15 protein-coding genes and 1 tRNA gene are annotated in these 12935 nt (G+C 55.7%); 9 read left to right on the top strand and 7 right to left on the bottom strand.

Annotation, left to right across the window (positions count from 1 at the left end; genetic code table 11):
• The first annotated feature begins 9 nt into the window (after window positions 1-9).
• Genes hpxX through hpxZ form a run of 3 tightly spaced genes read left to right on the top strand, consistent with a single transcriptional unit; the run spans window position 10 to window position 1966 of the window.
• Window positions 10-192, top strand: a complete 183-nt coding sequence (gene hpxX, locus NR195_RS21460) for an oxalurate catabolism protein HpxX (RefSeq protein WP_256844894.1) — start codon at window positions 10-12, stop codon at window positions 190-192.
• On the top strand, window positions 189-1586 hold the full coding sequence (locus tag NR195_RS21455) for an AtzE family amidohydrolase (RefSeq protein ID WP_256844893.1): 1398 nt from the start codon (window positions 189-191) through the stop codon (window positions 1584-1586). Before hpxX ends, NR195_RS21455 begins: the two co-directional genes overlap by 4 nt.
• Complete coding sequence (gene hpxZ / locus NR195_RS21450) at window positions 1586-1966, top strand: oxalurate catabolism protein HpxZ (RefSeq protein ID WP_182500296.1); 381 nt, start codon at window positions 1586-1588, stop codon at window positions 1964-1966. Before NR195_RS21455 ends, hpxZ begins: the two co-directional genes overlap by 1 nt.
• A gap of 50 nt (window positions 1967-2016) precedes the next feature.
• Here the strand turns inward: hpxZ and puuE are convergent, their stop codons facing one another.
• From puuE to NR195_RS21435, 3 genes are read right to left on the bottom strand one after another with little or no spacing between them, the layout of a single operon-like run.
• Window positions 2017-2970, bottom strand: a complete 954-nt coding sequence (puuE, locus tag NR195_RS21445; protein WP_010255138.1) for an allantoinase PuuE — start codon at window positions 2968-2970, stop codon at window positions 2017-2019.
• A 32-nt stretch (window positions 2971-3002) separates the two neighbouring features.
• The gene (hpxA, locus tag NR195_RS21440; protein WP_010671141.1) at window positions 3003-3734 is read right to left on the bottom strand and encodes an allantoin racemase; all 732 of its coding nucleotides are present in this window, start codon (window positions 3732-3734) and stop codon (window positions 3003-3005) included.
• Entirely contained in the window at window positions 3731-4453 is a 723-nt protein-coding gene (locus NR195_RS21435) for a GntR family transcriptional regulator (RefSeq protein ID WP_256844892.1), read from the bottom strand. The genes hpxA and NR195_RS21435 overlap by 4 nt, the downstream gene beginning before the upstream one ends.
• Before the next feature lie 144 nt (window positions 4454-4597).
• Between NR195_RS21435 and NR195_RS21430 the strand changes: the two genes are divergently transcribed.
• Window positions 4598-6106, top strand: coding sequence for an NCS1 family nucleobase:cation symporter-1 (locus tag NR195_RS21430; protein ID WP_033756668.1), 1509 nt, complete (start codon window positions 4598-4600; stop codon window positions 6104-6106).
• A 49-nt stretch (window positions 6107-6155) separates the two neighbouring features.
• Here NR195_RS21430 and NR195_RS21425 read toward each other — a convergent pair.
• Window positions 6156-6232, bottom strand: a tRNA-Asp gene (locus tag NR195_RS21425).
• A 134-nt stretch (window positions 6233-6366) separates the two neighbouring features.
• Window positions 6367-7098 carry a DNA polymerase III subunit epsilon gene (gene dnaQ, locus NR195_RS21420; protein WP_010255127.1) on the bottom strand — a complete coding sequence of 244 codons (732 nt, stop codon included), beginning with the start codon at window positions 7096-7098 and terminating at the stop codon, window positions 6367-6369.
• 51 nt (window positions 7099-7149) lie between these two features.
• On the opposite strand from dnaQ, the gene rnhA reads away from it, so the two are divergent.
• Window positions 7150-7617 (top strand): ribonuclease HI, encoded by a 468-nt coding sequence (rnhA, locus tag NR195_RS21415; protein WP_010255125.1) that lies wholly within the window; start codon window positions 7150-7152, stop codon window positions 7615-7617.
• Here rnhA and NR195_RS21410 read toward each other — a convergent pair.
• A complete protein-coding gene (locus NR195_RS21410; protein ID WP_010671138.1) occupies window positions 7599-8336 on the bottom strand; it encodes a class I SAM-dependent methyltransferase in 738 nt (245 codons plus the stop codon). The two genes, rnhA and NR195_RS21410, sit on opposite strands and share 19 nt — an antisense overlap.
• Before the next feature lie 42 nt (window positions 8337-8378).
• Between NR195_RS21410 and gloB the strand changes: the two genes are divergently transcribed.
• Both gloB and mltD read left to right on the top strand, forming a co-directional pair.
• Window positions 8379-9134: a hydroxyacylglutathione hydrolase gene (gene gloB, locus NR195_RS21405; RefSeq protein ID WP_132500276.1), complete on the top strand. Its 756-nt coding sequence runs from the start codon at window positions 8379-8381 to the stop codon at window positions 9132-9134.
• A 71-nt stretch (window positions 9135-9205) separates the two neighbouring features.
• A complete protein-coding gene (gene mltD / locus NR195_RS21400; protein WP_022625195.1) occupies window positions 9206-10582 on the top strand; it encodes a murein transglycosylase D in 1377 nt (458 codons plus the stop codon).
• A 110-nt stretch (window positions 10583-10692) separates the two neighbouring features.
• Here the strand turns inward: mltD and NR195_RS21395 are convergent, their stop codons facing one another.
• Window positions 10693-11484 carry an endonuclease/exonuclease/phosphatase family protein gene (locus tag NR195_RS21395; protein ID WP_010255114.1) on the bottom strand — a complete coding sequence of 264 codons (792 nt, stop codon included), beginning with the start codon at window positions 11482-11484 and terminating at the stop codon, window positions 10693-10695.
• Window positions 11485-11746: 262 nt separating this feature from the next.
• On the opposite strand from NR195_RS21395, the gene yafC reads away from it, so the two are divergent.
• Both yafC and NR195_RS21385 read left to right on the top strand, forming a co-directional pair.
• The gene (yafC, locus tag NR195_RS21390) at window positions 11747-12649 is read left to right on the top strand and encodes a DNA-binding transcriptional regulator YafC (RefSeq protein ID WP_256844891.1); all 903 of its coding nucleotides are present in this window, start codon (window positions 11747-11749) and stop codon (window positions 12647-12649) included.
• Window positions 12650-12711: 62 nt separating this feature from the next.
• Window positions 12712-12858: a hypothetical protein gene (locus tag NR195_RS21385; protein ID WP_155724509.1), complete on the top strand. Its 147-nt coding sequence runs from the start codon at window positions 12712-12714 to the stop codon at window positions 12856-12858.
• The last annotated feature ends 77 nt before the right edge of the window (window positions 12859-12935 follow it).

Raw genomic sequence — 12935 nt, 5'->3', positions numbered from 1 at the left:
GAGCGAATCATGAATCAACACGACTGGGCCAGCTACATCGGCCATATGGAGCAGATACTGCAACTGGAACTGGATGACGCCCGCAGCGCTGAACTGCTGATCCAGCTGTCGCGTATCGCGGAGATGGCCGCGCCGCTGATGGCGTTTCCGCTGGATGACCGGCTTGAAGTGGCAGGAGTATACCAGGCATGAGACTAGGTGACGTTTCGATTCAGACCCTGCAGCGGGCGATTCAGCAGGGTGAGATCAGTGCGCTGGAAGTGGCAAAGCGCACGCTGCAGGCGGTTGAGCAGCATAATCCGGCGCTGAATGCCTGGACGGAAGTGACCGGGCCGCGCATGTTAAAAGAAGCCAGTGCGATTGATGCGCAGCGGCAGCGCGGCGAAACCCTGCCACCGCTGGCGGGCATCCCGTATGCGGTAAAAAACCTGTTTGATGTGGCCGGGCACACTACCCTGGCCGGTGCCAGCCTGTTCAGCGACCGGCCGGCGGCACGTGCAGATGCGTTTGCTGTCGATAAACTGCGTCGCTCTGGTGCGCTGCTGTCTGGCATGCTGAACATGGATGCCTACGCGTATGGTTTTACCACCGAAAACAGCCACTACGGCGCGACGCACAATCCGCGCGATCTCAGCCGCGTGGCGGGTGGCTCGTCAGGCGGTTCGGCGGCTGCTGTGGCCGCCGGTCTGGTCCACTTTTCGCTGGGGACCGACACCAACGGCTCGATTCGGGTGCCCGCGTCGCTGTGTGGTATTTTTGGTCTTAAGCCGACCTTTGGCCGGTTGTCACGCAGCGGCAGCCATCCGTTTGTCGCCAGCCTCGATCACATCGGTCCTCTGGCGCGGCGGGTTGAAGACCTGGCGCTGGTATATGATCTGTTGCAGGGAGCAGACCACACCGATGCGTTTCAGGCCGATCGCCCGCTGGCCGCGACGCTACCGGGGCTGTCACAGGGCAGCGAAGGCTTGCGCTGCGGCGTACTGGGTGGCTTTTTTGCCCGCTGGTGCGATGAGGATGCCCGCGCTGCCGTCGCGGTTGTCGGGGCAGCACTTGATGCACAGGAAGAGGTGCTGATGCCGGACGCTGAGCTGGCACGCTCGGCGGCATTTATCATGACCGCGGCAGAAGGCGGCAATCACTATCTGCCCGCCCTGCGCCAGACGCCTGAGCAGTTTGAACCCAATTCACGCGAGCGTCTGCTGGCCGGTGCCATGATGCCAGGTGCCTGGTACGTGCAGGCGCAGCGTTTCCGCCGCCATTTCCAGCAGCAGGTGTTGCCGCTTTTTGATCGGTTTGATGTGCTGATAGCGCCGGCGACACCCTGCAGCGCGATCACCATCGGTCAGCAGACCCTGTCGATTCAGGGGGAATCGCTGCCCGCTAAGGCGAGCATGGGTATGCTGACGCAGCCGATCTCCTTCCTGGGATTGCCGGTCTGTACCGTGCCGCTGGCGACCCGAAGCGGTCTGCCGATTGGATTACAGCTTATCGCCCGTCCATTTAATGAAGAGGCGGTGTTACGTGCCGCCTGGGCACTGGAACAACGCGGCATTACGATACCGCAAATCAATATGGCTGGAGCCTGATGAACAGAGAGATTAATTTACCGCAGGTCGTCACCGAGGTGACGGCGCAGTTTTACCGCTACGAGCAGGCGCTGGTCAGCAATGACGTGGCCGAACTGGATGCGTTGTTCTGGCACGACCCGCGAACCGTGCGCCTCGGCGCGGGTGAGAATCTGTATGGCATTGATGAGATTCGTGCCTTCCGCGCCGCGCGTCCTTCAGCCGGGCTGAACCGGACGCTGCAAAACACCGTGATCACCACCTTTGGCGAGGATTATGCGGTCTGCAGCACCGAATTTACCCGCACCGGCAGCGATAAAATTGGCCGTCAGCAGCAGACCTGGGTACGTATGCCCCACGGCTGGTGCATCGTGGCGGCGCAGGTCAGCCTGATGAGCTGACATCGTCCGGCGCTTCGCCCGATCAACGCGGGGCGAGCGCCGGAACCGGCTTAAGGTGCCGGGTGCGTGTTGATCCAGTGGTCAGCGATCTGCTGACGGGTGCAGATCCAGACATCCTCATGCTGCTGGATGTGATCGAGAAAATTCTGCAGCGCGCGGAATTTGCCAGGACGACCCAGCAGGCGGCAATGCATACCGATCGACATCATCTTGGGTGCGGTTTCGCCCTCTTCATACAGCACATCGAAGCTGTCGCGCAGATAGGTAAAGAACTGTTCCGCGGTATTAAATCCCTGCGGCGAGGCAAAGCGCATGTCATTGCACTCCAGGGTATAGGGGATAATCAGGTGCGGTTTAACCGTTCCATCCTGACAGGTGACCTGGGTCCAGAAAGGCAGATCGTCGCCGTAGTAGTCACTGTCATAGCTAAAACCGCCCTGCTCCACCACCAGCCGCCGGGTATTCGGGCTGTCGCGGCCGGTGTACCAGCCGGTCGGCGCTTTACCAAACAGATCAACCAGCACATCGACCGCCTGCTGCATATGCTGGCGTTCGGTTTTTGCATCCATGCCCTGATAGTGGATCCAGCGCCAGCCGTGACTGACCACATCGTAGTCAGCCTGTTTAATCGCTTCGACGACTTCCGGATGACGCGCCAGCGCCATCGCCACGCCGAAAACCGTTAACGGCAGACCGCGTTTCTGGAATTCGTTGTGGATACGCCAGAAACCGGCGCGTGAGCCGTACTCATACAGCGACTCCATCGACATGTGGCGATCGGGATAGCTGGCTGCCCCGATGATGTCGGAGAGGAACTGCTCTGAGCCGGTGTCGCCGTGCAGTACGCTGTTTTCTGCGCCCTCTTCGTAGTTCAGAACAAACTGCACCGCCACACGGGCGTTGTTGGGCCAGGCGGCGTGCGGCGGATGAGCGCCATAACCGATTAAATCGCGCGGATAGTTTTTGTTAAAGCTGTACTCTTTCTTCTCTGCAGCGTCAGTCATCACTCCACCTGTTTTGATTCGGGAAAGTTCCGTTAGTTTAGATGCTGAAACGCACCTGAGAGAGGTTTCTGCAAAGGCCAGGCCAGATCACCATGTTTGCTGGTGCCAAAACCAAGCGCCACCAGCGACTCCACCATCTTCACCGCCGCGCTGACGCCATCGATCACCGGCAGGCCGAGCTCCCGGGTCAGCTCCCCGGCCAGCGTCGCCATTCCGCCACAGCCCAGCACAATCGCCCCGCTGCCATCTTCCCGTTTAGCCTGAATGCAGCGCTGCCGCACTTTTTCCTGCGCCAGGCCGCTGCCATCTTCCAGCGCCAGTACCGGCAGATCGATGGCATGCAGTGCGGCACAGTGATGGGTAAAGCCATACTGCTGCAGCAGATGACGCGCAATCACCAGGGTGCGCGGCAGCGTGGTGACAATGGAGAAACGCGTCGCCAGCAGCGTGGCGGTATGCATCGCCGCTTCCGCGATGCCGATCACCGGTCCGCTGGCCAGTTCGCGTGCCGCCAGCAAACCCGGATCGCCAAAGCAGGCAATGACGTGGCCGCTGACGCCCTGCGCTCTGCCCAGTTTAATCTGCTCCAGCACGCCGATGGCGGCGATCGCCTCATCGAAATGCCCTTCAATGGAGGGCACACCCTGCGACGGCGAAACAGCCAGAATTTCGGTGCCCGGTGCGGCGACCGCACGCGCGGCCTGACCGATAGTTTCGGTCATCGCCAGGCTGGTATTAGGGTTAATAACCTGAATCAGGCTCATGAGGCCGCTCCAGAGCCTGCGGCAAACAGTCGGGAAAAGTCGGGCAGCGTTTCCCCGCTGCGCTCAAAGTGCAGGCTGGAGACGATGTGCTCGAAGTGATGCTGTAGCGCCTGCGTCAGCAGCTGCAGCGCACGCGCGCGCAGTAACTGAAGCAGATTCGCATGATCGTCACAGCGGCAGCCACGCTGCCAGGGTGCGCCATAGGCGGCGATCACCAGCGATGATCGCTGCGTCAGACTGGTCACCATGCCGGTGAGCACCTGATTCCCGGAGATCGCCTGCAACTGAATATGAAAGGCCGCTGACAGCCGGATGGCTGCCGGCCCATCATGATCGGCGTGCGCCTGGTTCTCCTGCGCGATGAGCTGCTCCAGCGCCACCAGATGCGGGGGCTGCAGATGGGCCAGGACCGCTGGCAGATTAGCGCACTCCATTAAACTGCGGGTTGAGAAGATATCCCGCGCCTCTTCAACGCCGGGTGTGGAGACCTGCGCACCACGTTTGGGCGTCAGAGTGACCATTTGCACCGCCGCGAGGCGTTGCAGCACTTTGCGGATGCCGGTGCGGCTCACGCCAAAGACCCCGGAAAGGGCCTCTTCCGGCAGTTTACTGCCCGGCGGCAGCTGATGCTCAACAATGGCGTTCATCAACGCCTGGTAAATCCCTTCATCTTTATCCTGCATCCTGGTGGCGTCTCGCTGTCCTGTTTTACTCGTCATTACCCGCTCCGGTCGCTTGCTGTACGCCACATATCGTATACGTGAAAAATAAATATTGTATACAAGAAAAGAGATCTGGCCTGGATCCTGCAATACCGCTTTACCAGATTATTCATTCCACTCTCGGGTAGAGGAGCAGGTTTCATGCCAAATCAATCAACGGTGGCCAGCACGGCCTCTGAAGCCAACGCCCGTTACAGCCCACGACTCTGTAACGACGACCTGGCACCGACTCGCGATCAGAACTGGTCGTGGTACAACATTTTTTCTTTCTGGATGTCGGATGTGCACAGCATGGGCGGCTATGTGGTGGCCGCCAGCTTCTTCACGCTGGGATTAGCCAGCTGGCAGGTGCTGCTCTGCCTGCTGGCGGGGATCTGCATCGTGCAGATCTGTGCGAATCTGGTGGCGAAACCGAGCCAGATGGCGGGCGTCCCCTATGCGGTGATCTGCCGTCAGGCGTTTGGGGTGTTTGGTGCCAATATCCCGGCAGTGATACGCGGTCTGATCGCGTTCGCCTGGTATGGCATCCAGACCTATCTGGCGGCGAATGCGCTGATGCTGGTGCTGCTGAAGTTCGCGCCGTCGCTGACGTCGATGACCGTGCCGCACTGGCTTGGTCTGTCGCTGCTGGGCTGGTGCTGCTTCGGCATTATGTGGTTACTGCAGGCGATGGTATTCTGGCATGGCATGAACGCCATCAAACGGTTTATTGATGTCGCCGGACCGGCGGTCTATGTGGTGATGGTGGCGCTGGCGGGCTGGATTGTATACAAGACCGGCTTCGATGGGATCTCGTTTACTCTCGCCAGCAAATCGCTGACCGCAGGCGAGCAGACGTGGCAGATGATTACGGCGACGGCGCTGGTGGTCTCTTACTTCTCCGGGCCGCTGCTGAACTTCGGTGACTTCTCACGCTACGGCAAAAGCATGTCAGAGATCCGTCGCGGCAACCGCTGGGGACTGCCGTTTAACTTTCTGCTGTTCTCGGTGGTGACCGTAGTGATTGTGTCGGGCACCCAGTCGCTGTTTGGCAAAATGATTACCGATCCCATCGAAACCGTAAGCATGGTCGGCAACGATCTGGCGGTCGCGATTGGATTGCTGACCATGATTACCGCCACCATCGGTATCAATATCGTGGCGAACTTCGTCTCACCCGCTTTTGACTTCTCTAACTGTTCACCGCAGAAAATCAGTTTCCGTACCGGCGGGATGATCGCTGCGGTGGGGTCGGTGCTGTTAACGCCGTGGAATCTGTTCCAGTCTCCTGAGCTGATTCACTATACGCTGGATGTGCTGGGATCGTTTATCGGGCCGCTGTTCGGGATTCTGCTGACCGATTTCTATCTGATTAAACGTGGACGTATCTCGGTCGACGATCTTTTTAACGATACGCCAGCAGGCCGTTACTGGTATCGCGGTGGCTTTAACCCTAAAGCGATTGGCGCACTGCTGCCATCGGTGGCGATTTGCCTGGTGATTAGCTTTATCCCTTCCCTGCATCAGGTGGCGAATTTCAGCTGGTTTATTGGCGCCGGTCTGGCGGCAGGCTGCTATCGCTTTATCGCCCGTGAAGATCGTGAGGCGGAGGATGGTGCCCGCTGGCAAGGCGAGGTGATGCCGCAGAAGAACCAGGCCACCGCTGAATAGCAGACAGCAAAAAGCCGATTCATTTCTGAATCGGCTTTTTTAAAGAGATTGGCGGAACGGACGGGGCTCGAACCCGCGACCCCCTGCGTGACAGGCAGGTATTCTAACCAACTGAACTACCGCTCCGCGCTTTGTTCCCCGTCGGGAACGAGGCGCATAGTAATGGCAGCCTGTTGCGACGTCAACGCTTTTTCCAGGCGAACAAATCGTTTGCTGTTTTTTTCAGCTTGCCGTTGATTTTATCCACAAAAATGCGTAATTCAGCCGCGCCACAGGCAGCTGCCACCCTTTTTCATCACCAGATCCAGACGTGACTCATGGGCAACCACTTCTTCATCGCTGGCCGTGACCACGCGCAGTGCAGAGGTGGGACGCACGATGCGCTGGATGCTCTCTCCCTGCGCCTGTCGGGCGCTTTCACTTTCCGATAAAAAGGAGAGTGACGTTTGTCCGCCGGTCATCGTCAGGAAGACTTCAGCCAGAATCTCGGCATCGAGCAGTGCGCCGTGCAGGGTTCGTTTGCTGTTGTCTATTTCGTAACGCGAGCAAAGCGCATCAAGGCTGTTGCGCTTGCCGGGAAACATACGGCGCGCCAGCGCCAGACTGTCGGTGATTTTGCAGAAGGTTTCGGTTTTCTCAATGCCGCGGTTCAGCTTTGCAAACTCGTAGTCCATAAAGCCGATATCAAACGGGGCGTTATGGATCACTAATTCAGCACCGCGAATGTAGTCGAGAAACTCATCGGCAATCTCGCTGAATGCAGGCTTGTCGGCCAGGAACTCATCGGCAATGCCGTGTACGCCAAAGGCTTCGGGATCGACCAGCCGATCGGGCTTGAGATACATATGGAAATTGTTACCGGTCAGGCGACGGTTAATCACCTCTACCGCACCAATCTCAATGATGCGGTGCCCCTCATAATGTACCCCGATCATGTTCATGCCGGTGGTTTCAGTATCGAGAACGATCTGGCGGTTATTTGCAGTGCTCATAAGACCCGTTTTATGTCAGACTTAGCGTTTTTGAGAGGAAGTCTACCAGAGATGCGCAAACAGGTAGAAATATTCACCGATGGATCCTGTCTTGGAAATCCCGGTCCCGGCGGTTATGGGGCGATTTTACGCTACGGTCAGCATGAGAAAACCTTCAGCGCGGGCTATCACCTTACCACCAATAACCGGATGGAGCTGATGGCGGCGATTGTCTCACTGGAAGCGCTGACCCAGCCGTGCGATGTGGTGCTCAGTACCGACAGTCAGTATGTGCGTCAGGGAATTACCAGCTGGATCCATAACTGGAAAAAGCGTGGCTGGAAAACCGCCGACAAAAAGCCGGTGAAGAATGTCGATCTCTGGCAGCGTCTCGACTTAGCACTCAGCACCCATAAGATTCAGTGGGAGTGGGTTAAAGGCCATGCCGGACATCCGGAAAATGAGCGCTGCGACGTGCTGGCCCGCAGCGCGGCTGAAAATCCCGCTTTTGAGGATATCGGTTATAAAACCGAATCCTGATCCTCTGCCTGCCGGAACTGGCGTGTGGCATTGACCGTCTGGCGGATCTTGCTGGTGCTCATACTCTTCTTAGCCCGGGTCGGCAGCAGCGGGAAGGTGCGTTTACGTGCCACCACAATATTCAGACAGCCCAGCGCCGGTAAGTGGGCGCTGATCAGTTTTCCGCCCTGCCGATGCCACGGCAGCACCTGAAAGCGGGTGCGATAGACCACCTCATAATTCAACAGTCCCAGCCAGTCGACTAACCGCACCTGGCTGAACATCCGTCCGCTCCAGGGGGCTTTGCGGTTCAGGCCCGGCACCATCTTACTCACGCCGAGCAGACTGAATGGATTGAAGCCGCTGATAATCATCCAGCCATCATCAATTAACACCCTATCTACTTCACGTAACACCCGGTGAGGATCCTGGCTCCAGGCGAGCGTATGGGCCAGCAAACAGGCATCGATCGACTTCGACTCAAACGGCAGTTGCATCGGGTCAGCCAGCACCTGTAACAGCTCACCTTCCCTGCCAACATTGACCTGATGTGAAATAGCACAGTTTTCGGTGTTGATTTCTGCGCTGAGGTTGCCAAGCTTAAGCATATGAAAGCCATAAAGCTTTCCAAGGTAAGGCTGAAGCTGCTGCGTTAGCGCGTCGCGGAAATAATCTCCCCACGGCATATCGCGCCATGACAGCGGTGCGTTCAGAATCTGGCGTGATTTAGCGGGCTTCATGCTTTACGCTCTTCCTTTTCCTACGACCTGCGAGAGGTGATGATGAATCTTACCAGTATTCCTGCGTTGCAGGACAACTACATCTGGACGCTGACTGATGATGACGGTAAATGCCTGATTGTCGATCCCGGCGAAGCCCAACCGGTGTTAGAAAAAATGGCCTCCAACGGCTGGCAGCCGGTCGCTATTCTGCTGACTCACCACCATAACGACCACACAGGCGGAGTGAAAACACTGTGCGAGCATTTCCCTCAGCTTGAGGTCTATGGTCCCCAGGAAACTGCGGCTAAAGGGGCCAGAACCATAGTCAGCGAAGGCGATAAGGTCACGGTACTGGGCCTGACGTTTGAGGTAATCCACACCCCTGGTCACACTTTAGGACATATCTCATATTACAGCTCACCTTATCTTTTCTGTGGTGACACACTCTTTTCGGGCGGCTGCGGGCGCCTTTTTGAGGGCACGGCAGAGCAGATGTATGATTCCTTTCAAAAGCTTAACCAGCTTCCAGGTGAAACATTAGTCTGCTGCGCACATGAATATACTTTATCCAATCTGAAGTTTGCTGCGGCTATTCTGCCCCATGACCCACAAATAACGGCCGAATATCAGAAAATTAAGGACTTACGCGCTGAAAAAGGCATTAGTTTGCCCACAAAACTGGCGCACGAACGGACAATAAATTTATTTCTTCGCACGCAAGACGTTGATTTACAAAGGGCATTAAACGTTAACGTTACTGATGAACCCGTATGGCGTTCATTTGCCGTTCTACGCGAGAAGAAAGACGCTTTTTGATTTTTCGGGTTGTGTTGTGAAAAGTCGTCACGTATAGTTGCTCGTCTTTTAAGCGAACTATTGACACACACATGAAGGCTAAAGCGATCTTACTCGCCTCAGTCTTGCTGGTAGGATGTCAGGCGTCCAGGAACGATGCCAATATCCCGGTACAGCATGCACAGAGTCTGTCTTCAGCTGGTCAAGGTGAAAATGGAAAGTACGGAGACGAGTTTTTGTCGCCGCGATGGCAGGAAGATGGAACTGGCCTCGCAGCAGACGCAGATCTCTGGAGTTTCATTAGTGACGAGTTGAAGATGGGGATTCCGGAAAACCCGGCAATCCGCGAACAAAAAAGTAAATTTTTAAAAAATAAGAGCTATCTCCACGATGTAACATTACGGGCAGAGCCGTACATGTACTGGATAGTCGAGCAGATACAGAAACGTAAAATGCCGATGGAACTGGTACTGCTACCCATAGTGGAGAGCGCTTTTGACCCCCGGGCAACCTCATCCGCCAATGCCGCTGGTATCTGGCAGATTGTTGCTGCAACAGGTCGAAACTATGGTTTGAAACAGAACCAGTATTACGATGGGCGACGTGATGTGGTCGCATCCACGAAAGTTGCGCTGGATATGATGCAGCGTCTTAACACCATGTTTGACGGCGACTGGTTATTAACCATCGCAGCGTACAACAGTGGTGAAGGACGTGTACTCAAAGCGATAAAGCAGAACAAGGCGCGCGGTAAGCCGACTGACTTCTGGCATTTATCGCTGCCACGCGAAACGACCGTGTATGTGCCTAAAATGTTAGCTCTGAGTGAACTGCTCAAAAATAACAAGCGTTACGGTATCAAACTGCCGACACCTAATGAAAGTCGTGCTCTGGCGCGAGTGGAAGTGGGTCAGCAGATACAGCTGACGCAGGCTGCCGAAATGGCGGGTATGTCGCTCACGAAACTGAAGAGCTTCAATACCGGTTATAAAGGCGGTGCAACAGCGCCAAACGGCCCACACTATATTATGGTGCCGAAGTCGAACGTCGCGAAACTGCGTAACTCACTGGCTTCCGGTGACATCGCAGCGGTACAGCCTACTCAGCTTGCGAAAGCCAGTGCGAGTGGCGGGTACAAAGTGCGACGGGGTGATACGCTCTCTGGTATCGCCTCAAAACTTGGCGTTAGCGTCTCGACACTGAAGCAGGATAACAACCTGCGCGGTGCTGATATCCGACCGGGTCAGACTCTGACCATTGGTTCGAATGGCACCCGACTGGCTGATAACGGCAACAGCATCACCTATCGTGTTCGTAAGGGTGATTCTCTTGACAGTATTGCCCGTCATCACGGCGTTAACATCAAAGACGTGATGCGCTGGAACAGTGTGCTGGACAGTGCGAAAGATATTCAACCCGGCGATAACTTAACGCTGTTTGTGAATAATAACGCAACACCTGATACCTGATACGTTGAAAAGGCTGACATTTGTCAGCCTTTTTCTTTTATTCATCCGCCACCGTTTACTCATCTGCCGGACTTCCCTCCCCCTTCTGCAGGTAAGCTTAATGCACCGGACTAGCTTCCTGAACTGAACTCCACCAGTAAGGGGTTATGGTCGGACGCGCGCGTCACCAGTACGGATGCCTCACTCACCCTGAGATCGCGATAGAAGACGAAATCCAGCGGGCGACCAAAGGCTTTACGGCGGTGATCGGCAGTGAACATCACCTCTTCCAGCTTCATTCGCTGTGCAAAACGGTAGAGGGCATTGATGCGCTGACGGCTCCAGGCATTGAAATCCCCGGCCATAATCACCGGCCCCTGGTGATGCATGATCTGCTCCCCGATTGGCCCCAGCTGTTTACTGTAGACGTCGACGCCCAGGCTGAAATTTACCGCATGGATGTTCACGACCATCAGCATTTCACCCGTGGGCAGCGGATACGCCGTGACCAGTGCCGATTTTGACAGCCTCAGCAGAGGCTCACGCTCACGCAACGGGCAGCAATAGACCGGGTGCGCAGAGGCGAGCGTCATCACCCCAGAGGGATGCTGAGGCAGCACAAAGGCAGGTACCTGATCGGCAGCAAGATAATTACTGGTGGCAAACTCCACCAGTTCTGGTGTGGTCTGCGCTTCCTGCAGTAATACCAGGTGCGCATCTTTACCAAATCCTTCCAGTACCGACATCCAGTCTGCGCGTTGCTGCTTGAAGATGTTCCACACCAGAACTTTGAGGTTTGGGTGCGCGGGCAAGGGGGCGCCGGGTGGCAGTGCCTGACCGAGATGGAGCATCGCGCCAGGTGGAAAGATCTGTTCCACTGGTTGTCCTGCTACATATCGCATTGCATAAGTTTTTTTGCGCACTTTCCCGCCTGGCTGATGATTCAAAATACAGTTAACACCTGTCTGTTATAGGGATTTTAGACCGGGGTTTCAATGGATGCAGGTGAATGTCAGAATTCATCACCTTTTCCAGAATAAAGCAGCCCTTTTAAGTTCGCTAAGCAAAACGAGGCAGATCAGGCGGTGACATCCCCGATGTCATCGTTAACGGCTCCTGTACTGGTTATAACAGCATTATCAGTCATAAACTGGCTTAATGGCCATGTGACTGCAGGGAGGAAGAATGAAGGCATCTTCTGATGAACTAAAAGTGTTTGTCAGCGTTGTAGAAAGTGGAAGTTTCAGTCGCGCTGCTGAACAGCTGAAAATGGCTAACTCTGCCGTCAGCAGGACAGTTAAAAAGCTGGAGAGCAAGCTGGGTATTGCCCTGCTGACTCGCACAACACGGCAGCTGGCGCTTACTCAGGAGGGCGAACGCTATTTTCGCCATGTTCAACGTTTTTTACAGGAGATGACCACGGCAGAAAGCGATTTGATCGAGAGTTTACAGGCGCCTAAAGGACTACTGCGCGTTGATGCCGCGACGCCGGTGATTCTGCATTTGCTGATGCCGATGATTAAACCCTTTCGTCTGCGCTATCCTGACGTGACTCTTTCTTTGATCTCCTCAGAGAGTTTTATCAATCTGATTGAGCGGAAAGTGGATATCGCCATTCGCGCCGGCAATCTCACCGACTCAACGCTGCGCGCCCGGCTGCTGTTCAGGAGCTTTCGCAAGATGGTTGCTTCACCCGCCTATCTCCGTGAGCATGGGACACCGCAAACGGTGGCTGAGCTGGATAACCACCACTGTCTCGGCTTTGATGATTCCCCACGACTCAATAGCTGGCCCGTCTCCCGTGAAAGCGGCGAACTCTATGATATTAGCTGGGCTATCTCCTCTAACAGCGGAGAGACGATTAAGCAGCTCTGTCTTACCGGTAATGGTATTGCCTGCCTGTCGGACTATATGATCGATCGTGAAGTTGCTGAGGGAAAACTGGTGGAAGTGTTGGCCGATCAGCGTCTGCCGGTCGAGATGCCCTTCCATGCTGTTTACTACAGTGATATTGGCGTAAGCCAGCGTGTGCGCGCTTTTATCGATTTTCTGAGTGAGTGGACAGCTGACCAGCCGTGGCGTACCTGAAGTCTACAGGGGCAGGCCTGATCGGGGTCTGCCCGCACACAATTTGGAAGGGGTGGGATCGATTGCGCGATTATCGCTTCAGATTCAAAGAATTAGCGATCGTTAAAATGATCCGGGAGATCGAAGAGAATCAGCGCGGTGTATTTTTCCGTGTTGAATTTGCTGCAATGGAAAAAGCCCTGACCGTTAAGTCAGGGCTTTCCAATTAAGTGGCGGAACGGACGGGGCTCGAACCCGCGACCCCCTGCGTGACAGGCAGGTATTCTAACCAACTGAACTACCGCTC

Source organism: Pantoea sp. Ft-CA_14, assembly GCF_024520875.1.
Classification (GTDB): domain Bacteria; phylum Pseudomonadota; class Gammaproteobacteria; order Enterobacterales; family Enterobacteriaceae; genus Pantoea; species Pantoea agglomerans.
The sequence above is the reverse complement of the archived record's forward strand: the minus strand, read 5'-3'. Positions and strand labels throughout refer to the sequence as shown.

What these genes read in the sequence shown, in the direction of transcription:
- NR195_RS21430 (WP_033756668.1), top strand. Translation starts at nt 4,598, where the DNA reads ATGCCAAATCAATCAACGGTGGCCAGCACGGCCTCTGAAGCCAACGCC.
- NR195_RS21410 (WP_010671138.1), bottom strand. Translation starts at nt 8,336, where the DNA reads ATGAAGCCCGCTAAATCACGCCAGATTCTGAACGCACCGCTGTCATGG.
- NR195_RS21455 (WP_256844893.1), top strand. Translation starts at nt 189, where the DNA reads ATGAGACTAGGTGACGTTTCGATTCAGACCCTGCAGCGGGCGATTCAG.
- NR195_RS21435 (WP_256844892.1), bottom strand. Translation starts at nt 4,453, where the DNA reads ATGACGAGTAAAACAGGACAGCGAGACGCCACCAGGATGCAGGATAAA.
- gloB (WP_132500276.1), top strand. Translation starts at nt 8,379, where the DNA reads ATGAATCTTACCAGTATTCCTGCGTTGCAGGACAACTACATCTGGACG.
- dnaQ (WP_010255127.1), bottom strand. Translation starts at nt 7,098, where the DNA reads ATGAGCACTGCAAATAACCGCCAGATCGTTCTCGATACTGAAACCACC.
- puuE (WP_010255138.1), bottom strand. Translation starts at nt 2,970, where the DNA reads ATGACTGACGCTGCAGAGAAGAAAGAGTACAGCTTTAACAAAAACTAT.
- yafC (WP_256844891.1), top strand. Translation starts at nt 11,747, where the DNA reads ATGAAGGCATCTTCTGATGAACTAAAAGTGTTTGTCAGCGTTGTAGAA.
- hpxZ (WP_182500296.1), top strand. Translation starts at nt 1,586, where the DNA reads ATGAACAGAGAGATTAATTTACCGCAGGTCGTCACCGAGGTGACGGCG.
- mltD (WP_022625195.1), top strand. Translation starts at nt 9,206, where the DNA reads ATGAAGGCTAAAGCGATCTTACTCGCCTCAGTCTTGCTGGTAGGATGT.
- hpxA (WP_010671141.1), bottom strand. Translation starts at nt 3,734, where the DNA reads ATGAGCCTGATTCAGGTTATTAACCCTAATACCAGCCTGGCGATGACC.
- rnhA (WP_010255125.1), top strand. Translation starts at nt 7,150, where the DNA reads ATGCGCAAACAGGTAGAAATATTCACCGATGGATCCTGTCTTGGAAAT.
- hpxX (WP_256844894.1), top strand. Translation starts at nt 10, where the DNA reads ATGAATCAACACGACTGGGCCAGCTACATCGGCCATATGGAGCAGATA.